The sequence below is a fragment of the Cellulosimicrobium composti genome (assembly GCF_010287905.1).
Taxonomy (GTDB): Bacteria; Actinomycetota; Actinomycetes; order Actinomycetales; family Cellulomonadaceae; genus Cellulosimicrobium; species Cellulosimicrobium composti.
In genome coordinates this window covers 87,935-106,944 of sequence record NZ_JAAFAN010000006.1, presented here as the reverse complement: position 1 = coordinate 106,944, position 19,010 = coordinate 87,935, and the positions used below count along the sequence as shown (strand labels likewise).

16 protein-coding genes and 1 riboswitch are annotated in these 19,010 nt (G+C 75.7%); of the genes, 11 read left to right on the top strand and 5 right to left on the bottom strand.

Translation table 11 applies throughout. The annotated features are described in order from the left end of the window. Positions 1 to 244 precede the first annotated feature (244 nt). Positions 245 to 1,309 (top strand): ATP-binding cassette domain-containing protein, encoded by a 1,065-nt coding sequence (locus tag GYH36_RS03175; RefSeq protein ID WP_312028482.1) that lies wholly within the window; start codon positions 245 to 247, stop codon positions 1,307 to 1,309. Beyond that, positions 1,306 to 2,094, top strand: coding sequence for an ABC transporter permease (locus GYH36_RS03170; protein WP_115941871.1), 789 nt, complete (start codon positions 1,306 to 1,308; stop codon positions 2,092 to 2,094). The genes GYH36_RS03175 and GYH36_RS03170 overlap by 4 nt, the downstream gene beginning before the upstream one ends. Positions 2,095 to 2,136: 42 nt before the next feature. Here the strand turns inward: GYH36_RS03170 and GYH36_RS03165 are convergent, their stop codons facing one another. From GYH36_RS03165 to GYH36_RS03155, 3 genes are all read right to left on the bottom strand, one after another. Then, positions 2,137 to 2,532 (bottom strand): YrdB family protein, encoded by a 396-nt coding sequence (locus tag GYH36_RS03165; RefSeq protein WP_115941872.1) that lies wholly within the window; start codon positions 2,530 to 2,532, stop codon positions 2,137 to 2,139. Next, complete coding sequence (locus GYH36_RS03160) at positions 2,529 to 4,013, bottom strand: APC family permease (protein WP_162289075.1); 1,485 nt, start codon at positions 4,011 to 4,013, stop codon at positions 2,529 to 2,531. Before GYH36_RS03160 ends, GYH36_RS03165 begins: the two co-directional genes overlap by 4 nt. 63 nt (positions 4,014 to 4,076) lie before the next feature. Then, on the bottom strand, positions 4,077 to 5,132 hold the full coding sequence (locus GYH36_RS03155; RefSeq protein WP_162289074.1) for an EamA family transporter: 1,056 nt from the start codon (positions 5,130 to 5,132) through the stop codon (positions 4,077 to 4,079). Between the two features lie 90 nt (positions 5,133 to 5,222). On the opposite strand from GYH36_RS03155, the gene GYH36_RS03150 reads away from it, so the two are divergent. The 5 genes from GYH36_RS03150 to GYH36_RS03130 all read left to right on the top strand — a co-directional run bounded on the left by GYH36_RS03150 (position 5,223) and on the right by GYH36_RS03130 (position 10,810). Beyond that, a complete protein-coding gene (locus GYH36_RS03150; protein ID WP_162289073.1) occupies positions 5,223 to 6,119 on the top strand; it encodes a LysR family transcriptional regulator in 897 nt (298 codons plus the stop codon). 90 nt (positions 6,120 to 6,209) lie between these two features. Further along, the gene (locus GYH36_RS03145) at positions 6,210 to 6,803 is read left to right on the top strand and encodes a hypothetical protein (protein WP_115941876.1); all 594 of its coding nucleotides are present in this window, start codon (positions 6,210 to 6,212) and stop codon (positions 6,801 to 6,803) included. 67 nt (positions 6,804 to 6,870) lie between these two features. Further along, positions 6,871 to 7,257, top strand: a complete 387-nt coding sequence (locus GYH36_RS03140; protein WP_115941877.1) for a DUF1304 domain-containing protein — start codon at positions 6,871 to 6,873, stop codon at positions 7,255 to 7,257. A gap of 134 nt (positions 7,258 to 7,391) precedes the next feature. Further along, the gene (gene purL, locus GYH36_RS03135) at positions 7,392 to 9,743 is read left to right on the top strand and encodes a phosphoribosylformylglycinamidine synthase subunit PurL (RefSeq protein WP_024839052.1); all 2,352 of its coding nucleotides are present in this window, start codon (positions 7,392 to 7,394) and stop codon (positions 9,741 to 9,743) included. 98 nt (positions 9,744 to 9,841) lie between these two features. Next, entirely contained in the window at positions 9,842 to 10,810 is a 969-nt protein-coding gene (locus GYH36_RS03130; RefSeq protein WP_162289072.1) for an alpha/beta hydrolase, read from the top strand. A 70-nt stretch (positions 10,811 to 10,880) separates the two neighbouring features. Here GYH36_RS03130 and GYH36_RS03125 read toward each other — a convergent pair whose 3' ends face one another. Beyond that, on the bottom strand, positions 10,881 to 13,556 hold the full coding sequence (locus GYH36_RS03125; RefSeq protein WP_162289071.1) for an MMPL family transporter: 2,676 nt from the start codon (positions 13,554 to 13,556) through the stop codon (positions 10,881 to 10,883). Positions 13,557 to 13,611: 55 nt separating this feature from the next. Continuing rightward, complete coding sequence (locus GYH36_RS03120) at positions 13,612 to 14,310, bottom strand: TetR/AcrR family transcriptional regulator (RefSeq protein WP_024839049.1); 699 nt, start codon at positions 14,308 to 14,310, stop codon at positions 13,612 to 13,614. A 170-nt stretch (positions 14,311 to 14,480) separates the two neighbouring features. Then, a riboswitch (SAM riboswitch) is annotated at positions 14,481 to 14,600 on the top strand. Between the two features lie 300 nt (positions 14,601 to 14,900). Between GYH36_RS03120 and GYH36_RS03115 the strand changes: the two genes are divergently transcribed. The 4 genes from GYH36_RS03115 to GYH36_RS03100 are packed head-to-tail and all read left to right on the top strand — an operon-like array spanning position 14,901 to position 19,010. Further along, entirely contained in the window at positions 14,901 to 16,055 is a 1,155-nt protein-coding gene (locus tag GYH36_RS03115; RefSeq protein ID WP_162289070.1) for an LLM class flavin-dependent oxidoreductase, read from the top strand. Positions 16,056 to 16,071: 16 nt separating this feature from the next. Continuing rightward, positions 16,072 to 17,460, top strand: coding sequence for an NtaA/DmoA family FMN-dependent monooxygenase (locus tag GYH36_RS03110; RefSeq protein ID WP_024839047.1), 1,389 nt, complete (start codon positions 16,072 to 16,074; stop codon positions 17,458 to 17,460). Between the two features lie 42 nt (positions 17,461 to 17,502). After that, a complete protein-coding gene (locus GYH36_RS03105; RefSeq protein WP_024839046.1) occupies positions 17,503 to 18,408 on the top strand; it encodes a DUF1684 domain-containing protein in 906 nt (301 codons plus the stop codon). Beyond that, on the top strand, positions 18,405 to 19,010 hold the full coding sequence (locus tag GYH36_RS03100) for a GNAT family N-acetyltransferase (RefSeq protein ID WP_024839045.1): 606 nt from the start codon (positions 18,405 to 18,407) through the stop codon (positions 19,008 to 19,010). Before GYH36_RS03105 ends, GYH36_RS03100 begins: the two co-directional genes overlap by 4 nt.

Below are 19,010 nucleotides of genomic sequence, written 5' to 3'. Positions count from 1 at the left end.
CGCGGGGGCCCCCCCCCCCCCCCCCCCGCCCCCCCCCCCCCCCCCCCCCCCCCCCGGCGGCCCCCCCCCCGCGGCCGCCGCACGCGGGGGGGCCCGCAGGCGCCAACATCCGGGCCACCGAGCCCGAGTCGTCCCGCCGGACCGACGGAACTGCTGCGTCAACAGTCACCCAGGGCCCTCCCATGCTATCCGCGCGGGAGGGACCGGCCCCGGCGAGACGGCTCCTGACAGAAGGAGCCCTACCGTGCCACCTGCTACCCGTGCGCCCGGGACGGCGATCGACGCCGTCGCGCTGCGCAAGACCTACCCCGGGGGCCGCGGCCGCCCGCCCGTGCGCGCGCTCGACGGACTGTCGTTCGCCGTGCCGACCGGCACCGTCTTCGCCCTGCTCGGCCCCAACGGTGCCGGCAAGTCGACGACGACCAAGATCCTCGCGACGCTGAGCCGCGCCGACTCGGGCACCGCCCACGTCGCGGGCACCGACGTCGCGCGGCACCCGGAGCGCGTGCGGCGCGCGATCGGGTACGTCGCGCAGAAGCCCGTGACCGACCCCATGGACACGGGGCGCGAGAACCTGGTCCTCGCGGGCCGCCTCCAGGGCCTCGGCGCGCGCGACGCGCGAGCGCGCGCCGCCGAGCTGCTCGACCGGTTCTCCCTCACGGACGCGGCCGACCGCCTCGTGACGACGTACAGCGGCGGCATGGCCCGCAAGCTCGACGTCGCGATGGGCCTCGTCCACCGCCCCCAGGTGCTGTTCCTCGACGAGCCGACGACGGGCCTCGACCCCGAGGCGCGCGCGGAGATGTGGGCGGAGATCGAGCGCATGACGGCGGTCGAGTGCATGACGATCCTCCTCACCACGCACTACCTGGAGGAGGCGGACCGCCTCGCCGCGAACGTCGCGATCGTCGACGAGGGCCGCGTCGTGGTCGCCGGGACGCCCGACGCGCTCAAGGACGAGCTCCGCGGCGACGGGATCGTCGTCGAGCTCGCCCCGGGCGCGCCCGACGACGGCGCCTCCCTCGCCGGGCGCGTCGCCGACGCGGTCCGCGCGAGCGGCGTCCGGGACGTGCGGGTCGAGGGCCGGACCCTGCGCGCGCGGGCCGACGCCGGCGCGGTCGCGCTGCCCGCCGTCCTCGCCGGGCTCGACGCCGCGGGCCTGCCCGTCGCGTCGGCGACGCTCGCGCGGCCGAGCCTCGACGACGTCTACCTGCGGCACACGGGCCGGAGCCTCGCCGCGGCCCAGGCCGGCGGCCGGTCCGCCGCCGGGGACCACGCGGGTGCCGCGGCCGAGGAGGTGGCCGCATGACCGCCGTCGTGCACACCGGGCTGCTCACCGCCCGGGCGCTGCGCCAGGGCGCGCGCATCCCCGTGTTCATGGTCATGAACCTCGTGCAGCCGATGATCTGGCTGCTCCTGTTCGGCCAGCTCTTCCGGTCCGTCGTCGAGATCCCCGGGTTCTCGACCGGGGGCACGTACCTGGAGTTCATCACGCCGGGCGTCGTCATGATGACGGCGATGTTCGGCGCCGCGTGGGCGGGCTCGTCGTTCGTGCAGGACATGGACCGCGGCGTCATGGACCGGTTCCTCACCTCGCCGACGTCGCGCGGCGCGCTCGTGGCGTCGACCATGACCTACCAGGCCGTCGTCGCCGTCGGGCAGGCGCTCGTCGTGCTCGCCGTCGCGTGGCTGTGCGGGGCCCGGTTCGGCAGCACGCCCGGCGAGACGACGCTCGGCGTCCTCGCGCTGCTCCTCGCGGTCGTGCTGCTCACCGCGCTGTTCTCCGCGCTGAGCAACGCGACGGCCCTGCTCACCGGGCAGCAGGAGGCGCTCATCGGCATCTCGCAGCTCATCACGCTGCCGCTCATGTTCCTGTCGTCGGCCGTGATGGACACGCGGCTGTCCCCGGCGTGGGTCGCGGACGTCGCACGCTACAACCCGTTCGACTGGGCCGTCGTGGCCGGGCGCGAGGCGCTCGCCGCGTCGCCCGACTGGGGCGTGGTGTGGGGCCGGCTCGGCCTCCTCGCGCTCGCCGCCGTCGTCATGGGCTGGGTCGCGACCCAGGCGTTCCGGACGCGGCAGCGCTCGGCCTGACGCCCGTCCACGCGGGCACGACGGCGTTCCCCCCGCCCGGGGTCAGCGGTCCCGGGTGAGGGCGAACGCCGTCGTGCCGACGAGCGCGAGACCGACGCCCCACCACACGAGCCCGACGCCCGCGATCGCGAGGCCCGCCGCGACGAACAGGGCGATCTGCACGTCGAGGCGCCACGGCTGCGGGAGCCGCCGCGCGGCGGTGCGCGCCAGCCAGCGGGCCCACACGACGACGGCGAGGCCGGGCAGCGCGAGCGCGAGGACGACGGACAGCGCGACGCGCGCCGTGCCCGGGACGTCGGCCGCCGCGCCGAGGCGCCAGCCGGCCACGGCCAGCAGGACGAGGAGCGCGATCTCGCAGAGGAAGGCGAGGGCGTCGACCGGGCCGACGCGGTCCGGGGCGGGTCGGCGCGACGGTTCGCCCGGCGCGGGGTCGCTCACCGCGCCGCGCCGTCGTCGCCGGAGCGGTCGTCGATCTCGTCCTCGAGCCGGGAGACGTCGGAGAAGGCGATCTGGCGGTGGCGCACCGCACGGTTGTACAGCCACGTGACGAACGAGAGCAAGATGCCGAGCCCGACGAGCGCGCCCGCGATGAGGTACTGCTCCTGCTGCTCGGGGCTGCGGGCCCACGGCCCGGCGAGGTAGGCGCACGTGAGCGCGCCGAGCACCGCGAGCCAGGTGCGGGTGCGGAAGTGCTCGTGGTCGACCTCGTCGCGACGCAGCACGAGGAGGGCCACGTTGACGACGGTGAACACGACGAGCAGGAGCAGCGACGTCGTGCCACCGAGGAGCGCGACCGCGTTGGCCCCGCCTGGGGTCGCCGACTGCCGCACGACGTAGACGATGAGCGCGAACGCGATCGCCGTCGTCACGAGGATCGACACCCACGGCGTGCGGCGGAACGGGTGCACCTGGCCGAACGCGCGCGGCAGCACGCCCTGGTTCGCCATGCCGTAGAGCAGGCGGGACGCCATGAGCATGTTGATGAGCGCCGAGTTCGCGACGGCGAACATCCCGATGAACGGGAAGATCGTGTCGAACGGCAGGTTCGGCGCGCCCGCCGCGACGACCTGCGTGAGCGCCGACCCCTTGGCGTCGTCCGTGAGGTCGCCCACCGGGACGAGCGCGACGGCCGTGATCGCGACGAGCACGTAGATCGCGCCCGTGATCGAGAGCCCGGTGAGCATCATGCGGGGGAAGTCCCGCACGGGGTTCTTGCACTCCTCGGCCATGTTCACGGAGTCCTCGAACCCGACCATCGCGAAGAACGCGAGCGTCGTCGCGGCGGTGACGGCGAGGAACACGCTCTTGTCGTCGGCGCTCTCGAACACGACGACGCGCGAGAAGTCGGCGCGGCCCTGCGTCGTGGCCCACAGGCCCACGAAGATGACGAGCAGCAGGCCGGACAGCTCGACGAGCGACAGCACGACGTTCGCCTTGACGCTCTCCCCGACGCCGCGCAGGTTGACGAGCGCGACGAGGGCCATGAAGCCGAGGGCGATGAGCAGGCGGCCGTCCCCGCCCGTCGGCAGCTCGAGCCCGAACCCGTCGGAGACGAAGCCCGCGAACGCGTTCGACGCGGTCGAGGCCGACGTGATGCCCGAGCTCATGACCATGAACGCGACGACGAACGTCACCAGGTGGATGCCGAACGCCTTGTGCGTGTACAGGGCCGCGCCGGCCGCGCTCGGGTACTTCGTGACGAGCTCGAGGTAGGAGAACGCGGTGATCGTCGCGACGACGAACGCGAGCAGGAACGGCAGCCACGCCGCGCCGCCGACCTCGCCCGCGACCTGGCCGGTGAGCGCGTACACGCCCGTGCCGAGGATGTCCCCGACGATGAACAGCAGGAGCAGCCTGGGCCCCATGACGCGCTTGAGCTCCGGCTGCCGTTCCTCCGTGCGACCCGCGGTCTGGCTCATGAGAAGCTCCCTCGCGTCCCGGACGTCCCCTGCCCTCCATGGAACCCCCGCGCGACCGTCCTGTCAGCGCGAACGGGCGCGTGTCGCCGCCTCGGGCGGGCCGGGCCGGGGGTTCGCCGCGGGACGGTCCGCCGCGTCACGCACCGGGTCCGGCACGGCGGAGGCCGCGAGGGCCGCGGCACGCGCGGGCGTGGCCCGGCGCCGCAGGACGCCCGTCGTGGTCGCGACGCCGAGCAGCAGGACGCCGCCGCCCACGAGCTCGGCCGGGTTCGGCACCTCGTCGAGCACGATCCACGCGGAGAGCATCCCGACGACGGGCACGAGCATCGTGAACGGGACGACCGCCGACGCGGGGTGCCGCGCGAGGAGGGTGTTCCAGATCCCGTAGCCCACAAGGCTCGCGAGCCACGCCGTGTAGAGCGTGGACAGCACGGGAGCGGGCGTGAGGTGGGTGAGCGCGTGCCCGACGACGTCCGGCCCGTCGACCACGAGGGACAGCGCGAGGAGCGGGCCGGGGACGACGAGCGCGGACCACACGGTCATCGACAGGCCGTCCAGCCCGGGCCGCGGCGGGCGGGCGGGGCGGTCCGTGCGCGCGGCCGGCGCGGTGACCCTCGCGTCTCGGCTGCCCGCCCGGCGCGCGACGACGTTCCCCACGGCCCACGACGCGGCGGCGGCGAGCGTCACGAGGAACGCGAGCCCCGGCGTCGACGCGCTGCGCCCGGCGCCGACGACGACGAGCCCGGCCGCGCCGACGAGGACGCCGACGAGCTGGGAGCGCGTGGGGACCTCGCGCAGCGCCGCGGCGGCGAACAGCACGGTGAGCCCGACCTGCGCCTGGAGCACGAGCGACGCGAGGCCCGCGGGCATGCCCAGCGCGAGCGCGGTGTACAGCAGGCCGAACTGGCCGAGGCTCATGAACGCGCCGACGAGCACGACGTCGCGCGGGCGGGCCCGCGGCCGGGGCACGAGGAAGATCGCGGGGACGAGCACGACGACGAACCGCAGCGCGACGAACAGCGTGGGCGGCAGGTCGCCGAGGCCGAGGTCGATGACGACGAAGTTCACGCCCCACAGGACGGCGACGAGGACGGCGAGCAGGGACGAGCGCAGGGGCATGCCTCCGAGCGTGCGCTCTGCGCACCGTGCACGTCCATCGCACGGTCGTGCACGGTTCCCGGTAGCGCCGCTTCCCGTTAGCCTGGACGCATGATCGACCTCGCCGCCGTGGACGCGCTGCTCGCCGTCGAGCGGACCGGGACGGTGCACGCCGCCGCCCGCGACCTCGGGTACACGCCGTCCGCCGTCTCGCAGCAGGTCAAGCGCCTCGAGCGCGACCTCGGCGCGCGCCTGCTCGACCGCGAGGGCCGCGGCGTCGTCCTCACCGCCGCGGGGCGGCGCGTCGTCGAGGAGGGGCGCCTCCTGCGCGAGCAGGTCGAGTCCCTGCGGGCCCGCCTCCACGACGCCGGCGCCCGCCCCACCGGGACCGTGCGCCTCGGGTCGTTCTCGACGGCGGTGCGCGGCGTCGTCGCGCCGCTCGTCGCCGCCGTCCGGCAGGACGTGCCCGACCTGCGGCTCGTCGTCGAGGAGGCCGAGCCGTGGGACGCCGTGGCCGCCGTCGCGGCGGGCACGCTCGACCTCGCGCTCGTGCACCACTGGGAGGGCGTGCGGCTCGCGCTCCCGCCGAGCCTGCGCGCGGAGGAGCTGTTCCGCGACGAGGCCGACGTGCTCGTGCACCGGTCGAGCCCGCTCGCGGGCCGGTCGGCGCTCACGCCCGCGGACCTCGTCGACGAGACCTGGGTCTGCACCCCGGACGGCACGATCTGCTACGAGTGGTTCTGCCACATGTTCGCGCGCGAGCCGCGCGTCCCGCGCATCGACTTCCGGTGCCTCGAGTTCGCGTCGCAGGTCGAGGTCGTGGCCCAGGGCCTCGCCGTCGCGCTCGTCCCGCGGCTCGGGCGCGGGCCCCTGCCCGCCGACGTCGTGGCGGTGCCGGTGCGCGAGCCCGTCCCGACCCGCCCCGTGACGGTCGTGTGGCGCGCGACGATGACCGACGCGCCCGCGGTCCGCTACCTGTGCGAGCGCCTGCGCGCCGCCGGACGCTGACCGGCCCGGGCCCGCGACGACGCCGGAACTCCCGGCCGCGCCGGGGCGTTGGCACCGAGGGACGCACCCGCCACCCGACGAAGGGGCACGATGACCGAGCACGCGCCGACCCGCCGCGCCGTCGACCCGCGCACCGCGGCGATCGCCGGGCTGTCCACCCTCGCGTGGTACGCCGTCCCGGACGTCGTGGAGCCGCGCTGGGCGCGCGCGCTCGCCAAGACCGCCGTCGCCACGGCCGGCGTCGCGCTCACGCTCACGTCCACCGACGAGGGCGAGCAGGCACGCGAGGGCGTCCGCTCGCTGCGCGAGGCGGTCCGCGCGGCCGGTGGCGGCACGACCGGTGCGGACGTCGGGACCGGCGTGGACGGCGCGCCGGTCGGGGACCGTGCGGACGCCGCGACGTCCGCCGCCGCGGGGCGCCCCGAGGGGGATGACTCGTGGGCGGCGGACGCCGAGGAGGTCGCCCCGGTGCCGACCGGCGTCGCCGTCGCGGGCGTCGCGACCGGGCTCGCGCTCGCCACGGCCGCGGTCGTCGCGGGGGAGCGGTGGGCCTACCGGCGCGGCGAACGGCTCCGGGCGCGCGGCGCGCGACTGCCGCACACGCGCGTCGGGCTCGCGCTCGGCGCGCTCGCCGTGGCGCTCGCGGCCGCGGAGCCCCTGCTGTGGAACGCTGAGGAGCGCTGAGGCAGCGGTCCCGCGCGGTGCGCCGGGTCCGGCACCGTGCGGCCTCGCGGACCGGGAGGGGCCGACGATGATCGCGGTCGGGCTGGTGCTGGCAGGGGTCGCCGCGGCGATCCACGGGTACGTCTTCGTCATGGAGTCGCTGACCTGGACGAGCCCGCGCACGCGCGCGACGTTCGGCACGTCCCCCGACGAGGCGGCGGCGACCAAGGAGCTCGCGTTCAACCAGGGCTTCTACAACCTGTTCCTCGCGGTGCTCGTCGTGCTCGGCATCGTCCTGTACGCCGCGGACCGGCGGGACGTGGGCCTCACCCTCGTGGTCGCGGGGGCGGGGTCGATGGCCGCGGCCGGCGTCGTGCTGCTCGTGTCGTCGCCGTCGAAGGCGCGCGCGGCCCTCGTCCAGCTCGTGCCGCCCGCGCTCGGGGTGCTCGCCGTCGTCGTCGGGCTGACCGCCTGAGCGTGCGGGCGTCGACCGGCGCCCCACCGCGCGTGCCCTCGCTGCGAGACGCGCGGCCGGACCGAGCCGTCGCGCCGGTAGACTGGCCGTGCGCCGTCGTGCGCTCCCCGCTCAGCGCCCACCCGAGGGAACCGATGACCGCCCCCGCATCCCAGGCTTCTGCACGCCCCGCGCTCGATACGGTCGAGCACGCCGCCGCGACCCCCGACGAGGTCCAGCCGTACGCCGAGCTCGGCCTCAAGCCCGACGAGTACCAGCGCATCCGCGACATCCTGGGGCGCCGCCCCACGGCCGCGGAGCTCGCCATGTACTCCGTCATGTGGTCCGAGCACTGCTCCTACAAGTCGTCCAAGGTGCACCTGTCGAAGTTCGGCGCGGCCACCACCGACGAGATGAGGAAGCACCTGCTCGTCGGCATCGGCGAGAACGCCGGCGTCGTCGACATCGGCGACGGCTGGGCCGTGACGTTCAAGGTCGAGTCGCACAACCACCCGTCGTTCGTCGAGCCCTACCAGGGCGCCGCGACGGGCGTCGGCGGCATCGTGCGCGACATCATCTCCATGGGCGCGCGCCCCGTCGCCGTCATGGACCAGCTCCGCTTCGGCGCCGTCGACCACCCGGACACGGCGCGCGTCGTGCACGGCGTCGTGAGCGGCGTCGGCGGGTACGGCAACAGCCTCGGCCTGCCGAACATCGGCGGCGAGCTCGTCTTCGACTCCTCGTACCAGGGCAACCCGCTCGTCAACGCGCTGTGCCTCGGCGTGCTGCGCCACGAGGACATCCACCTCGCCAACGCCTCGGGCGTCGGCAACAAGGTCGTGCTGTTCGGCGCCCGCACGGGCGGCGACGGCATCGGCGGCGCCTCGATCCTCGCGTCGGAGACGTTCGAGGACGGCGTGCCCGCCAAGCGCCCGAGCGTCCAGGTGGGCGACCCCTTCATGGAGAAGGTCCTCATCGAGTGCTGCCTCGAGCTCTACGCGGCGCAGGTCGTGGAGGGCATCCAGGACCTCGGTGCCGCCGGCATCTCGTGCGCGACGTCGGAGCTCGCCTCGAACGGCGACGGCGGCATGCACGTGTGGCTCGACGACGTCCTGCTGCGCGACCCGACGCTCAACGCGGGCGAGATCCTCATGTCCGAGTCGCAGGAGCGCATGATGGCGGTCGTCGCGCCGGAGAAGCTCGACGAGTTCCTCGCCATCACCGCCAAGTGGGACGTCGAGACCGCCGTCATCGGCGAGGTCAACGACTCCGGGCGCCTGACGATCGACCACCACGGCGAGCGCATCGTCGACGTCGACCCGCGGACCGTCGCGCACGAGGGCCCGGTGTACCACCGCCCGTACGCGCGACCCGCGTGGCAGGACGGGCTCAACGCCCGCACGGTCGAGGCCGACGCGCTCGCCCGCCCCGAGACGGGCGACGAGCTGCGCGCGACGGCCCTGCGCCTCCTCGCGTCGCCGAACCTCGCGTCCAAGGAGTGGGTGACCAACCAGTACGACCGGTTCGTCCAGGGCAACACGGCGCTCGCGCAGCCCGACGACTCGGGCGTGGTCCGCGTCGACGAGTCCACGGGCCTCGGCGTCGCGCTCGCGACGGACGCGAACGGCCGCTACGGCAAGCTCGACCCGCGCACGGGCGCGCGCCTCGCGCTCGCCGAGGCCTACCGCAACGTCGCGACGACGGGCGCCCGCCCGCTCGCCGTGACCGACTGCCTCAACTTCGGCTCGCCCGAGGACCCGGACTCGATGTGGCAGCTCGTCGAGGCGATCGAGGGCCTCGCGGACGCGTGCCGCGAGCTCGGCGTGCCCGTGACGGGCGGGAACGTGTCGCTCTACAACGGCACGGGCGAGCCGGGGCAGATCGACTCGTCGATCCACCCGACCCCGGTCGTGGGCGTGCTCGGCGTGCTCGACGACGTCGCGCACGCGACCCCGTCCGGCTGGCGCGAGACGGGCGAGAGCATCTACCTGCTCGGCACCACGCGCGCCGAGCTCGACGGCTCGGCGTGGGCCGACGTCGAGCACGGTCACCTCGGCGGTCTCCCGCCCCAGGTCGACCTCGCGGCGGAGAAGGCGCTCGCCGGCGTGCTCGTCAACGCGAGCCGCGACGACCTCGTGTCCGCCGCGCACGACCTCTCGGAGGGCGGGCTCGCGCAGGCGCTCCTCGAGGCGTCGCTGCGCTTCGGGGTCGGGGCCACCGTGTCGCTCGACGCGCTGACCGAGCGCGACGGCGTCACGCCGTTCGAGGCGCTGTTCTCCGAGTCGACGGCCCGCGCGCTCGTCGCGGTGCCCCGCGGCGAGGAGTCCAAGCTCGTCGACGCGTGCGTCGCGCGCGGCGTCCCCGTCCTGAAGATCGGCGAGACGGGCACCGAGCCCGGCGCCGTCGCCGAGTCGGGCGAGGCGCTCGAGGTCGCGGGCCTGTTCACCGTCCCGCTCAGCGAGGCGGACGCGGCCTTCCGCGGCACGCTGCCGGCCATCTTCGGCTGACACCCGGGCCGGCTCGCGGCCGAACCACACCTGCACGGAGGGCGCCGGGGACGGCGCCCTCCGTCGTACCCCGCCCCTCCGTCTCCTCCGGAGCGCCCATGACCTTCGCCGACCGTGTCGATCCTGCCTACCGCGACGTCGTCGCCGCGCTCACCGGCGTCGTGCCGGCGCGCGGAGGCACGGGTGACGTCGACGAGCGCCGTGCCGCGCTCGCGCTGATCGGCGGGTCCGTCGCGCCGCCGCCCGGCGCGTACGACGTCGAGCACGAGGACCGCGTGGTTCCCGGGCCGGACGACGCCCCGGCGCTGCGCGTCCGCGTCTACCGGCCGGCGCGTGCGGCGGGCGACCTGCCGGTGATCCTCCACGTCCACGGCGGCGGGATGTGGCTCGGCGACCTCGAGTCCGAGCACGACCTGTGCCGCCGGCTGTCCGAGGCGGTGGGCGCCGTCGTCGTCTCGGTCAACTACCGCCTCGCGCCCGAGTCCCCGTACCCCGCGGCCGCCGACGACTGCTACGCGGCGCTGCGGTGGGTCGCGGGCTCGGCGCGCGAGCTCGGGTTCGACGCGGCGCGGCTCGCGGTCTTCGGCGGCAGCGCCGGCGGCGGGCTGGCGATCGCGACGGCGCTGCGGGCGCGCGACCTGGGCGGGCCCGCGATCCGCCTCCTCATGGCCGTCTACCCGATGGTCGACGACCGGCACGAGACGCCGTCGTCGCGCGAGCTCGCCGATCTCGGCGGGTTCGTCTGGGACCGCGCGTTCAACGTCGAGGCGTGGGAGTGGTACCTGGCCGGGCGTCCGGCGGACGCCTACGCGGCGCCCGCGCGGGCGACGGACCTCGCCGGCATGCCCCCGACGTTCGTCGACGTCGGCGAGCTCGACCTCTTCCGCGACGAGGACGTCGCGTTCGCCTCCGCGCTGCTGGCCGCCGGCGTGCCGACCGAGCTCCACGTGTACCCGGGCGCGTTCCACGGGAGCGAGGCGATGGTCCCCGACGCGGAGCTGAGCCGCCGCATCGTCGGCACGCGCCTCGCGGCGCTGCGCCGCGCGCTCGCCCCGCACGACGCCTGACGGCCGCCGGACCCCGGCCCCTCCCCGTCCGCGGCGCGGTGCGGGGAGCGGGCGGGTCCGGCGGGGTGGGTCAGCGGCGCGCGGGCTCCGGCTCGGTCGCGTCCGGGTCCGTGGCCGCGGCGTCCGGGGCGTCGGCCCCCGGGCCGTCGTGGTGGTGCGGGTGGCGGCGCTCGAGGGCCGCGCCCTCGACGTCGACGTCGGGCAGGATGCGGTCGAGCCAGCGGGGGAGCCACCACGCCTTGTCGCCCACGAGGTGCATGAGCGCCGGGACGAGCAGCATCCGCACGACGAACGCGTCGACCAGCACACCGAACGCGAGCGCGAACCCGATGGGCCGGATCATCGCGCTGTGCGAGAAGACGAACCCGCCGAAGACGGAGATCATGATGATCGCCGCGGCCGTCACCACGGCCCGGCCCGCGCGGACGCCCTGCACGATCGCGACGCGCGCGGGGGCGCCGTGCGCGTACGCCTCGCGCATCCCCGAGCCGAGGAAGAGCTGGTAGTCCATCGCGAGGCCGAACAGGATGCCGACGAGGATCGTGGGCAGGAAGTTGAGGATCGGGCCCGGCGTCTCGACGCCGAACACCCCCGCGAGCCAGCCCCACTGGTAGATCGCGACGACCCCGCCGAGCGCGGCGAAGTACGACAGGATGAACCCGAGCGTCGCGACGACCGGCACGAAGATCGACCGGAACACGAGCACGAGGATGACGAGCGACAGCCCGACGACGACCGCGAGGTAGATCGGCAGGGCCTGCGCGAGCTTCTCCGAGATGTCGATGTTGCCGCTGGCCGAGCCCGCGACGCCGAGCGTGACCTCGCCGTCGAGCGGCTCGAGGGCGCGCAGCGCGTGCACGAGCTCCTCGGTCGACTCGCTCGTCGGGCCCTCGGCCGGGATCACCTGGAACGCCGCGACCGTGCGGTCCTCGGACGTCCCGATCGGCGCGACGGCCACGACGTCGTCCTGCGCGAACAGCTCCTCGGCCACGCCCACCTGGTACTCGAGCGCCTCGGCCTCGGTCGGCTCGCCCGGCAGGTCGGCGACGACGAGCAGCGGCCCGTTCGTGCCCTCGCCGAACTCCTCGGCGACGGTCGAGTACGCGCGGTACTGCGTGGAGTCGTGCGCCTCGGACGAGCCGTCGGGCAGGTTGGTCCGCAGGTCGAGCGCGGGCAGGGCGATCACGCCGAGCGCGACGACGGCGAGCAGGGCCGTCCCCACCGCGCGGACGGTCGACATGGGGCGCACGGGCTCCGCGGCGGGCAGGCCGCCCGCTGCGCCCGGCTCCGACGACGCGGTCCCGGCCGACGCCCCCGTCGTCGCGGCGGGCCCGGCGAGCGCGGCGAGCGCGGCGCGCTCGCGGCGGCTGAGGATGCGCGGGCCGATCATGCCGAGCAGCGCGGGCGTGAGGGTCACGGCGATGAGCACCGCGATCGCGACGCACAGCGCGCCGACGGTCCCCATGAGCCCGAGGAACGGGATGCCCGTGACGTTGAGCGCGAGCAGCGCGATGAGCACGGTCGCGCCGGCGAACACGACCGCGTTGCCCGACGTGCCGTTCGCGAGCGCGATCGACTCCGCGAGGTCGTCGCCCTGCTTGAGCTGGCGCCGGTGCCGGTTGACGATGAACAGCGAGTAGTCGATCCCCACGGCGAGTCCGAGCATGAGCCCGAGCACGGGGGTCACGGACGACATCTCGACGACGCCGGACAGCGACATCGCGGCGAGCGCGCCGATGCCGACCCCGACGAGGGCCGTGAGGATCGGCAGCCCGGCGCCGACGAGCGTGCCGAGCATGACGACGAGCACGACGGCTGCGACGACGAGGCCCACGGCCTCGCCCACGCCGAACACCTGGGGCACGCCCTGCGCGATGTCGGAGGAGAAGTCGGCCCGCACGCCGTCGACCGGCTCGTCGAAGACCGCGACGAGGGCGTCCTTGGTCTCCTGCTCGATGCTGAGGTTCGGCTCGCTGAAGACCACGCTCGCGACCGCGGCGCTGCCGTCCTCGGAGACGAGGCGGATGTCGGCCGCCATGTCGAGCAGCGGCGCGGAGAGCTCGAGCTGCGCCGACTGCTCCTCGAGGGTCGCGCTCTGGTCCTCGAGCGCGGCCACCTGCTTCTCCAGCGCGGCGACCTGCGTGTCGAGCTCGGCGCGCCCGGCGTCGAGCTCGGCCTGCTGGGCGTCGAGCTGCGGCCCGACCTGCGCGAGCGCGCCCGCGTCCTCGGCTTGTGCGCGCGCGGCGTCGAGCTGCTCCTGCCCCGCGTCGAGCTGGGCGCGCGCCGCGTCGAGCTGCTCCTGCCCGGCGGCGAGCTGTGCTCGGCCGTCCTCGATCTGCTCGCGTCCCGCGGCGATCTGGGTGCGGCCGTCCTCGACCTGCCGCCGCTGGTCGGCGAGCTCGGTCTGCGTGGCGAACGGGTCGACGACGGACTCCACGCCGTCGACGTCCTCGGCCGCGGCGAACCGGTCGGCGACCTGCGCCTCCTGCTCGGGCGTGAACGGCGCGCCGTCCTCGGTCGTGAGGACGATCGTGCCCGTGCCGCCCGACGCCTCGGGCAGCGCGGTCTGCAGCCGCTCGGTGACGTCCGCGGTGGGCGTCCCGGGGATCGAGAAGCTGCTCGCGAGCGTCCCGCCGAACGCGACGAACGCCGCCCCGGCGAGCACGAGCACCGCGAGCCACGCGGCGAGGACGGTCCGCGCGCGGCGCGCGCACGCGCGCCCGAGGCGGTAGAGCAGTTCGGCCATGAGAGTCCTTCGGTGGGAGTCCGGTCCGGGGTGGTGACAGGTGCGGGGGTGGGCGTCAGGCGCGGGTCGCCCAGCCGGCGCGCGTGCGTTCGACGAGCCCGTCGAGCAGTGCGGCCCACACGCGGCGCGAGGCATCGTCGTCGGCGGCGCCGGTCGCGGCCCACCACCGACGCTGGATGACCATGAGGCCCGCCATGAGCGCGCCGACGAGCAGCTCGATCTCGAGCGGGTCGACGTGCGGGTGGCGGCGCGTGGTCTCGGCCACCAGGCGCTCGGCGAGGTGGGTGAACGCGCGCACGACCATCGTCGTGACGCGCGGCGTCGGCTCGTTCGCGCCGCCGCCGAGGGCGCGCGTCAGGGAGGCCATGGGGCCGACGAGGTCGGTGCCGCGCAGCGCGGCGGTGAGGTCGTCGAGCGGCGTCGCGCGGTCGGTGCCGGGGGCCGCGGCGCTCGCGCCGAGCGCGTCGACGACGGCGCCCAGCACGTCCTCGCACACCTCGACGACCACGTCGTCGAGCGACGCGAAGTGGTTGAACACGGTGCGCCGGGCGACGTCGGCGCGCGCCGCGAGCTCGTCGACGGTGAAGCGGGAGCCGCCCTTCTCCGCCATGAGCGCGGCCGCGGCGTCGACGATGGCGCGGTGGTGCCGGGCGCGCAGCGCGGCGCGGCGGTCGACGCCGGCGGGCGCGCCTGACGACGCGGTGGTCGCTTCGGACGACGCGTCGGTCGTGGCGGGGTCGGGGGCCAGGGGCACCCGATGACACTAGGTGCATCGATGCACTTGGTGCAACGTTACGGCCCGGAAGCTCAAAGTCGACCGATTAAGTCCAGTATGTGGGAAGGTCTCGACGGTGCGTTGACACCCCCGCAGGGCGCTCGTAAGTTCCCGCGCAACCGAGGTCGAGCACCTCGGCCACCAGACACGGTCATGAGCTCCGACGCCAAGCCCCGGCTCGTCGGACGGCAACCCTCCCGCGCGGCGGGGTGCCCCGGGTGAGGACCAGGTCTCGCGTCGCGGAGCGCGGCGCGGGGCAACGACGCGGAGCCCGGAGACGGGCACGAAGGAGACGGACGATGGACCGGCGAGAGTCGAGCACCGCGGTGAGCACCCCGCACGCGCCGACGTGCCCCTGTCCGCCCGTGACCGCGGGTCCCGCGCGCGCCACCTGTCGTCGCTGACGCCCACCCCCTGACGCCGCGCCCCCGCGCGCACGCCCCCGACCGGGTCCCTCCGGCCTCCCCGGTCCCGTCCCTGCCGCCGCGCGGCGGGACACCCCTGCCCACCCTCCGGCACCCGGCCGCGCCCCGAGCGCGCCCGGCGCCCGACCGAGAACGGATCCCGCGATGCCCGACACCGCCCCCGCCCGCACCGTCCACCTCGGCGTCGACCTCACCGACGCCGGCGCGCACCCCGCCGCGTGGCGGACCGTGGGCTCGCAGGCGCAGCGCCTCTTCGACGCCCAGCGCCTCGTCGAGCTCGTCGCCACCGCCCAGCGCGGCCTGCTCGACCTCGTCACCCTCGACGACGCGTTCACGCTCCGGCCCGGCCGCACCGGGACCGTGCGAGGCCGGCTCGACGCCGCGCTCGTCGCCTCGCGCCTCGCGCCGCGCAGCGCGGGCGTCGGCCTCGTCCCCACCGTGACGACGACGCACACCGAGCCGTTCCACGTGTCCAAGGCGATCGCGACGATCGACCACGTGAGCTCCGGCCGCGCAGGGTGGCAGGTCGGGTGGTCGACGACGCCCGCCGAGGCCGCCGCGTTCGGCCGCAAGGCCGCGCAGGACGAGCCCGACGCCGTCGCCGAGGCCGACGAGGCGGTCGAGGTCGTCACGCGGCTGTGGGACTCGTGGGAGGACGACGCCGAGATCCGCGACGTCGCGACCGGCCGGTTCGTGGACCGCGAGAAGCTGCACTACGTCGACCACGAGGGCATCCGGTTCGCGGTCAAGGGCCCGTCGATCACCCCGCGGCCGCCGCAGGGCCAGCCGCCCGTCGTCGTGCGGGCCGACTCGCCCGCGTCGTTCGACCTCGCGGCCCGCCGTGCCGACGTCGTGCGCGTCCGCGCGGCGACGCGCGACGAGGCGGTCGCGCTGCGCGCCCGGGTGCGCGACGCCGCCGCCGACGCCGGGCGCGACCCCGACGCGCTGCGCGTGCTCGTCGACGCGTACGTCGTCGTCGGCGACACGCGGGCGAGCGCGCAGGCGCGCCTCGACCTCCTCGAGGACCTCGAGGGCGTCTCGTGGGACACCGACTCGCTCACGCACGTCGGCACCGCGCGCGACCTCGCCGTCACGGTCGAGGAGTGGACGAGCGCGGGCGCGGCGGACGGCTTCCTCCTGCGGCCGTCGTCGCTGAGCACCGACCTCGACGCCGTCGTCGACGGCGTCGTGCCCCTCCTGCAGGGCGCCGGCCTCTTCCGCACCGCGTACCCCGGCACGACCCTGCGCGACACCCTCGGCCTCCCGCACCCCGCGAACCGCTACGCGGCGATCGCCTGAGCCCGGACGGACCCCCATGAGCACCCGACCCCGCAAGCAGATCCACCTCGGCGCCCACTTCCCGGGCGTCAACAACACGACCGTCTGGAGCGACCCGCGCTCGGGCAGCCAGATCGACTTCTCCTCGTTCGAGCACCTCGCGCGCCGCGCCGAGGCCGCGAAGCTCGACTTCTTCTTCCTCGCCGAGGGCCTGCGCCTGCGCGAGCACAAGGGCCGCATCCACGACCTCGACGTCGTGGGACGCCCCGACACGCTGCCCGTCCTCGCGGCGCTCGCGGCGGTGACCGACCGCCTCGGGCTCGCGGGCACGATCAACACGACGTTCAACGAGCCGTGGGAGCTCGCGAAGCAGTTCGCGACGCTCGACCTGCTCTCCGAGGGCCGCGCCGCGTGGAACCTCGTGACGAGCCCCGACGCCTTCACGGGCGCGAACTTCCGCCGCGGCGGCTACCTGCCGTACGCGGAGCGGTACGCGCGCGCCGCCGAGGTCGTCGAGGTCGCGCGCGCCCTGTGGGACTCGTGGGACGACGACGCGGTCCTCGCCGACCGGATCACCGGCGACTTCCTGCGTCCCGGCGCCGTGCGGCCCGTCACGCACCACGGGACGTACGCGGACGTCGTCGGCCTCTTCGAGACGCCGCGCGGTCCCCAGGGCCACCCGGTCCTGTTCCAGGCCGGCGACTCCGCCGACGGTCGCGACTTCGCCGCCGCGACCGCCGACGTCGTGTTCTCCGCGCACTCGACGTTCGACGCCGGGCGCGCGTTCTACGAGGACGTCAAGGGCCGGCTCGCCGCGCACGGGCGCTCGCGGGACTCGCTGAAGATCCTCCCCGCGACGGTCGTCGTGCTGGGCGACACCCCGGACGAGGCCGCCGAGCGCGCCCGGGAGATCCGGCTCCAGCAGGTCTCGGGCCCGACGGCGATCGCGTTCCTCGAGCAGGTGTGGGGCCGCGACCTCGAGGGGTACGACCCCGAGGGCCCGCTGCCCGACGTCGACCCCGACACCGAGAACCTGTCGATCACGCGCGGCCGGGTGCGGCACGCGAAGGATCCGGCGGCGGTCGCCGCGGCCTGGCGCGAGCAGGCCGAGGCGAACGGCTGGTCGATCCGCGAGCTCGTCATCCAGGTGACCTCGCGCGGCGGCTTCGTCGGCACGCCCGAACAGGTCGCGGACGACATCGACCGGCACGTCCAGGAGGACGCGTCGGACGGCTTCATCCTCGTGCCGCACCTCACCCCGGGCGGGCTCGACGACGTGTTCGACCGCGTGATCCCCCTCCTGCAGGAGCGCGGCTCGTTCCGCGCCGAGTACGAGGGCACGACCCTGCGCGAGCACCTCGGCCTCGCCCGGCCCGGCGCCGCGTCCGCCGCCGAGGACGAGCCCGCGGCCGAGCTCGTCGGCTGACGCATCGCCCCGCCCACCCACCGCACCGACCCCGGAGGACCCATGAGCACGAGCACGCTGACCGCCACGGGCGCCGTCACCGCAAACCCCGACGCCGCGGCCTGGGCCGCGTGGCACGCCGAGCGAGAGGAGGCGCTGCGCCCGCCGCACGGCTGGCTGAGCCTCGTCGCGTACCACTGGCTCCCGGCGGAGCCCGCCGCCCTGCCCGGGGTGCCCGGTCTCTGGTGGGCCGACGCCGACGGCGCGCACCACCGCGCGAGCGAGGGCCGCGCCGTGCGCACGGCGACCGGGGACGACGTGACGACCGTCGTCGTCACGGAGGGCGGCTCGTCCGTGGCGGGCACGTTCCTGCCGGACGGTCGTGACCCGGTCGCGCCCGCTCCGACGGACGCCCCGGCCGGCGTCCACGACGGCGCGTCGGGCGAGACGCGCGAGGTCGCCGTCGAGGTCGTGCGACGCACGGGCCGGTACGCGGTGCGCCTGCGCGATCCGCTCGCGCCCGCGCGGCTCGCGTTCGACGGCGTCCCGACGTTCGCGCACGACCCCGCCTGGGTGCTCGACGCGGACGTGCGCTGGTACGACGCGTCGCGGCCCGTCGTCGTCGGCGCCGCGCGGCCCGGCCTCGTGCACCACGCGCGCGCCGTCGGCGAGGTCGACCTCGTGGTGGAGCGCGACGGCGGCCGGCGCGCCGCGACGCTCGTCCTCACCGGCGCGCCGGGCGGCGGGGCGGCGCTGCTGTTCAGCGACGAGGCGGACGACGTCGCGCCGTGGCGCGTGCTGACGGTGGACGCGGACGTGGCGCCGGGCACCACGGGCCGCGTGCGGCTCGACCTCAACCGCGCGATCAACCTCCCGTACGCGTTCAGCGACCACGGCACGTGCCCCGCGCCGGTCGAGGGCAACCACGTGCCGTTCGCGGTCACCGCGGGCGAGAGGGCGCCACGATGACCGCGGTCGCCGCGCGCCCAGCCGCCCCGGGGGCGGCCCGGCGAGCGCGCGAGATCCGGTCCGTCGCCATGCACGACCCGCTCGTGCGGCCGCTGCTCGACGAGCTGTCCCAGGAGTACTGGACGCGGTACCAGCGCGTCCTGACGGCCGAGGAGCTCCGCGCCGAGATGGAGCACTACCCGGCGCACGAGTTCGCGGCGCCGCACGGCGATCTCGTGCTCGTGCTGGAGGACGGCGCGCCCGTCGCGGGCGGCGCGTTCCGGCGCCGGACCGAGCCCGAGGTCGGCGACCCCGCCCGCCTCGCGCGCGCGTCCGCGCGGCGCCCCGACGGCACGCCCGCCGTGCGCACCGCCGAGCTCAAGCGCATCTGGACGCACTCGGCGCACCGTCGCCGCGGGCTCGCGCGCGTCGTGATCGCCGAGCTCGAGCGCCGCGCCGCCGAGCGCGGGTACCGGCGCGTGTACCTCACGACGGGCCCGCGCCAGCCCGAGGCCGCGGGTCTGTACCTCGGGACGGGCTACACGCCCCTGTTCGACACCGGGACCGACCCCGAGGAGATCGGCCCGCTCGCGTTCGAGAAGTGGTTGGAGGTCGCGCCGTGA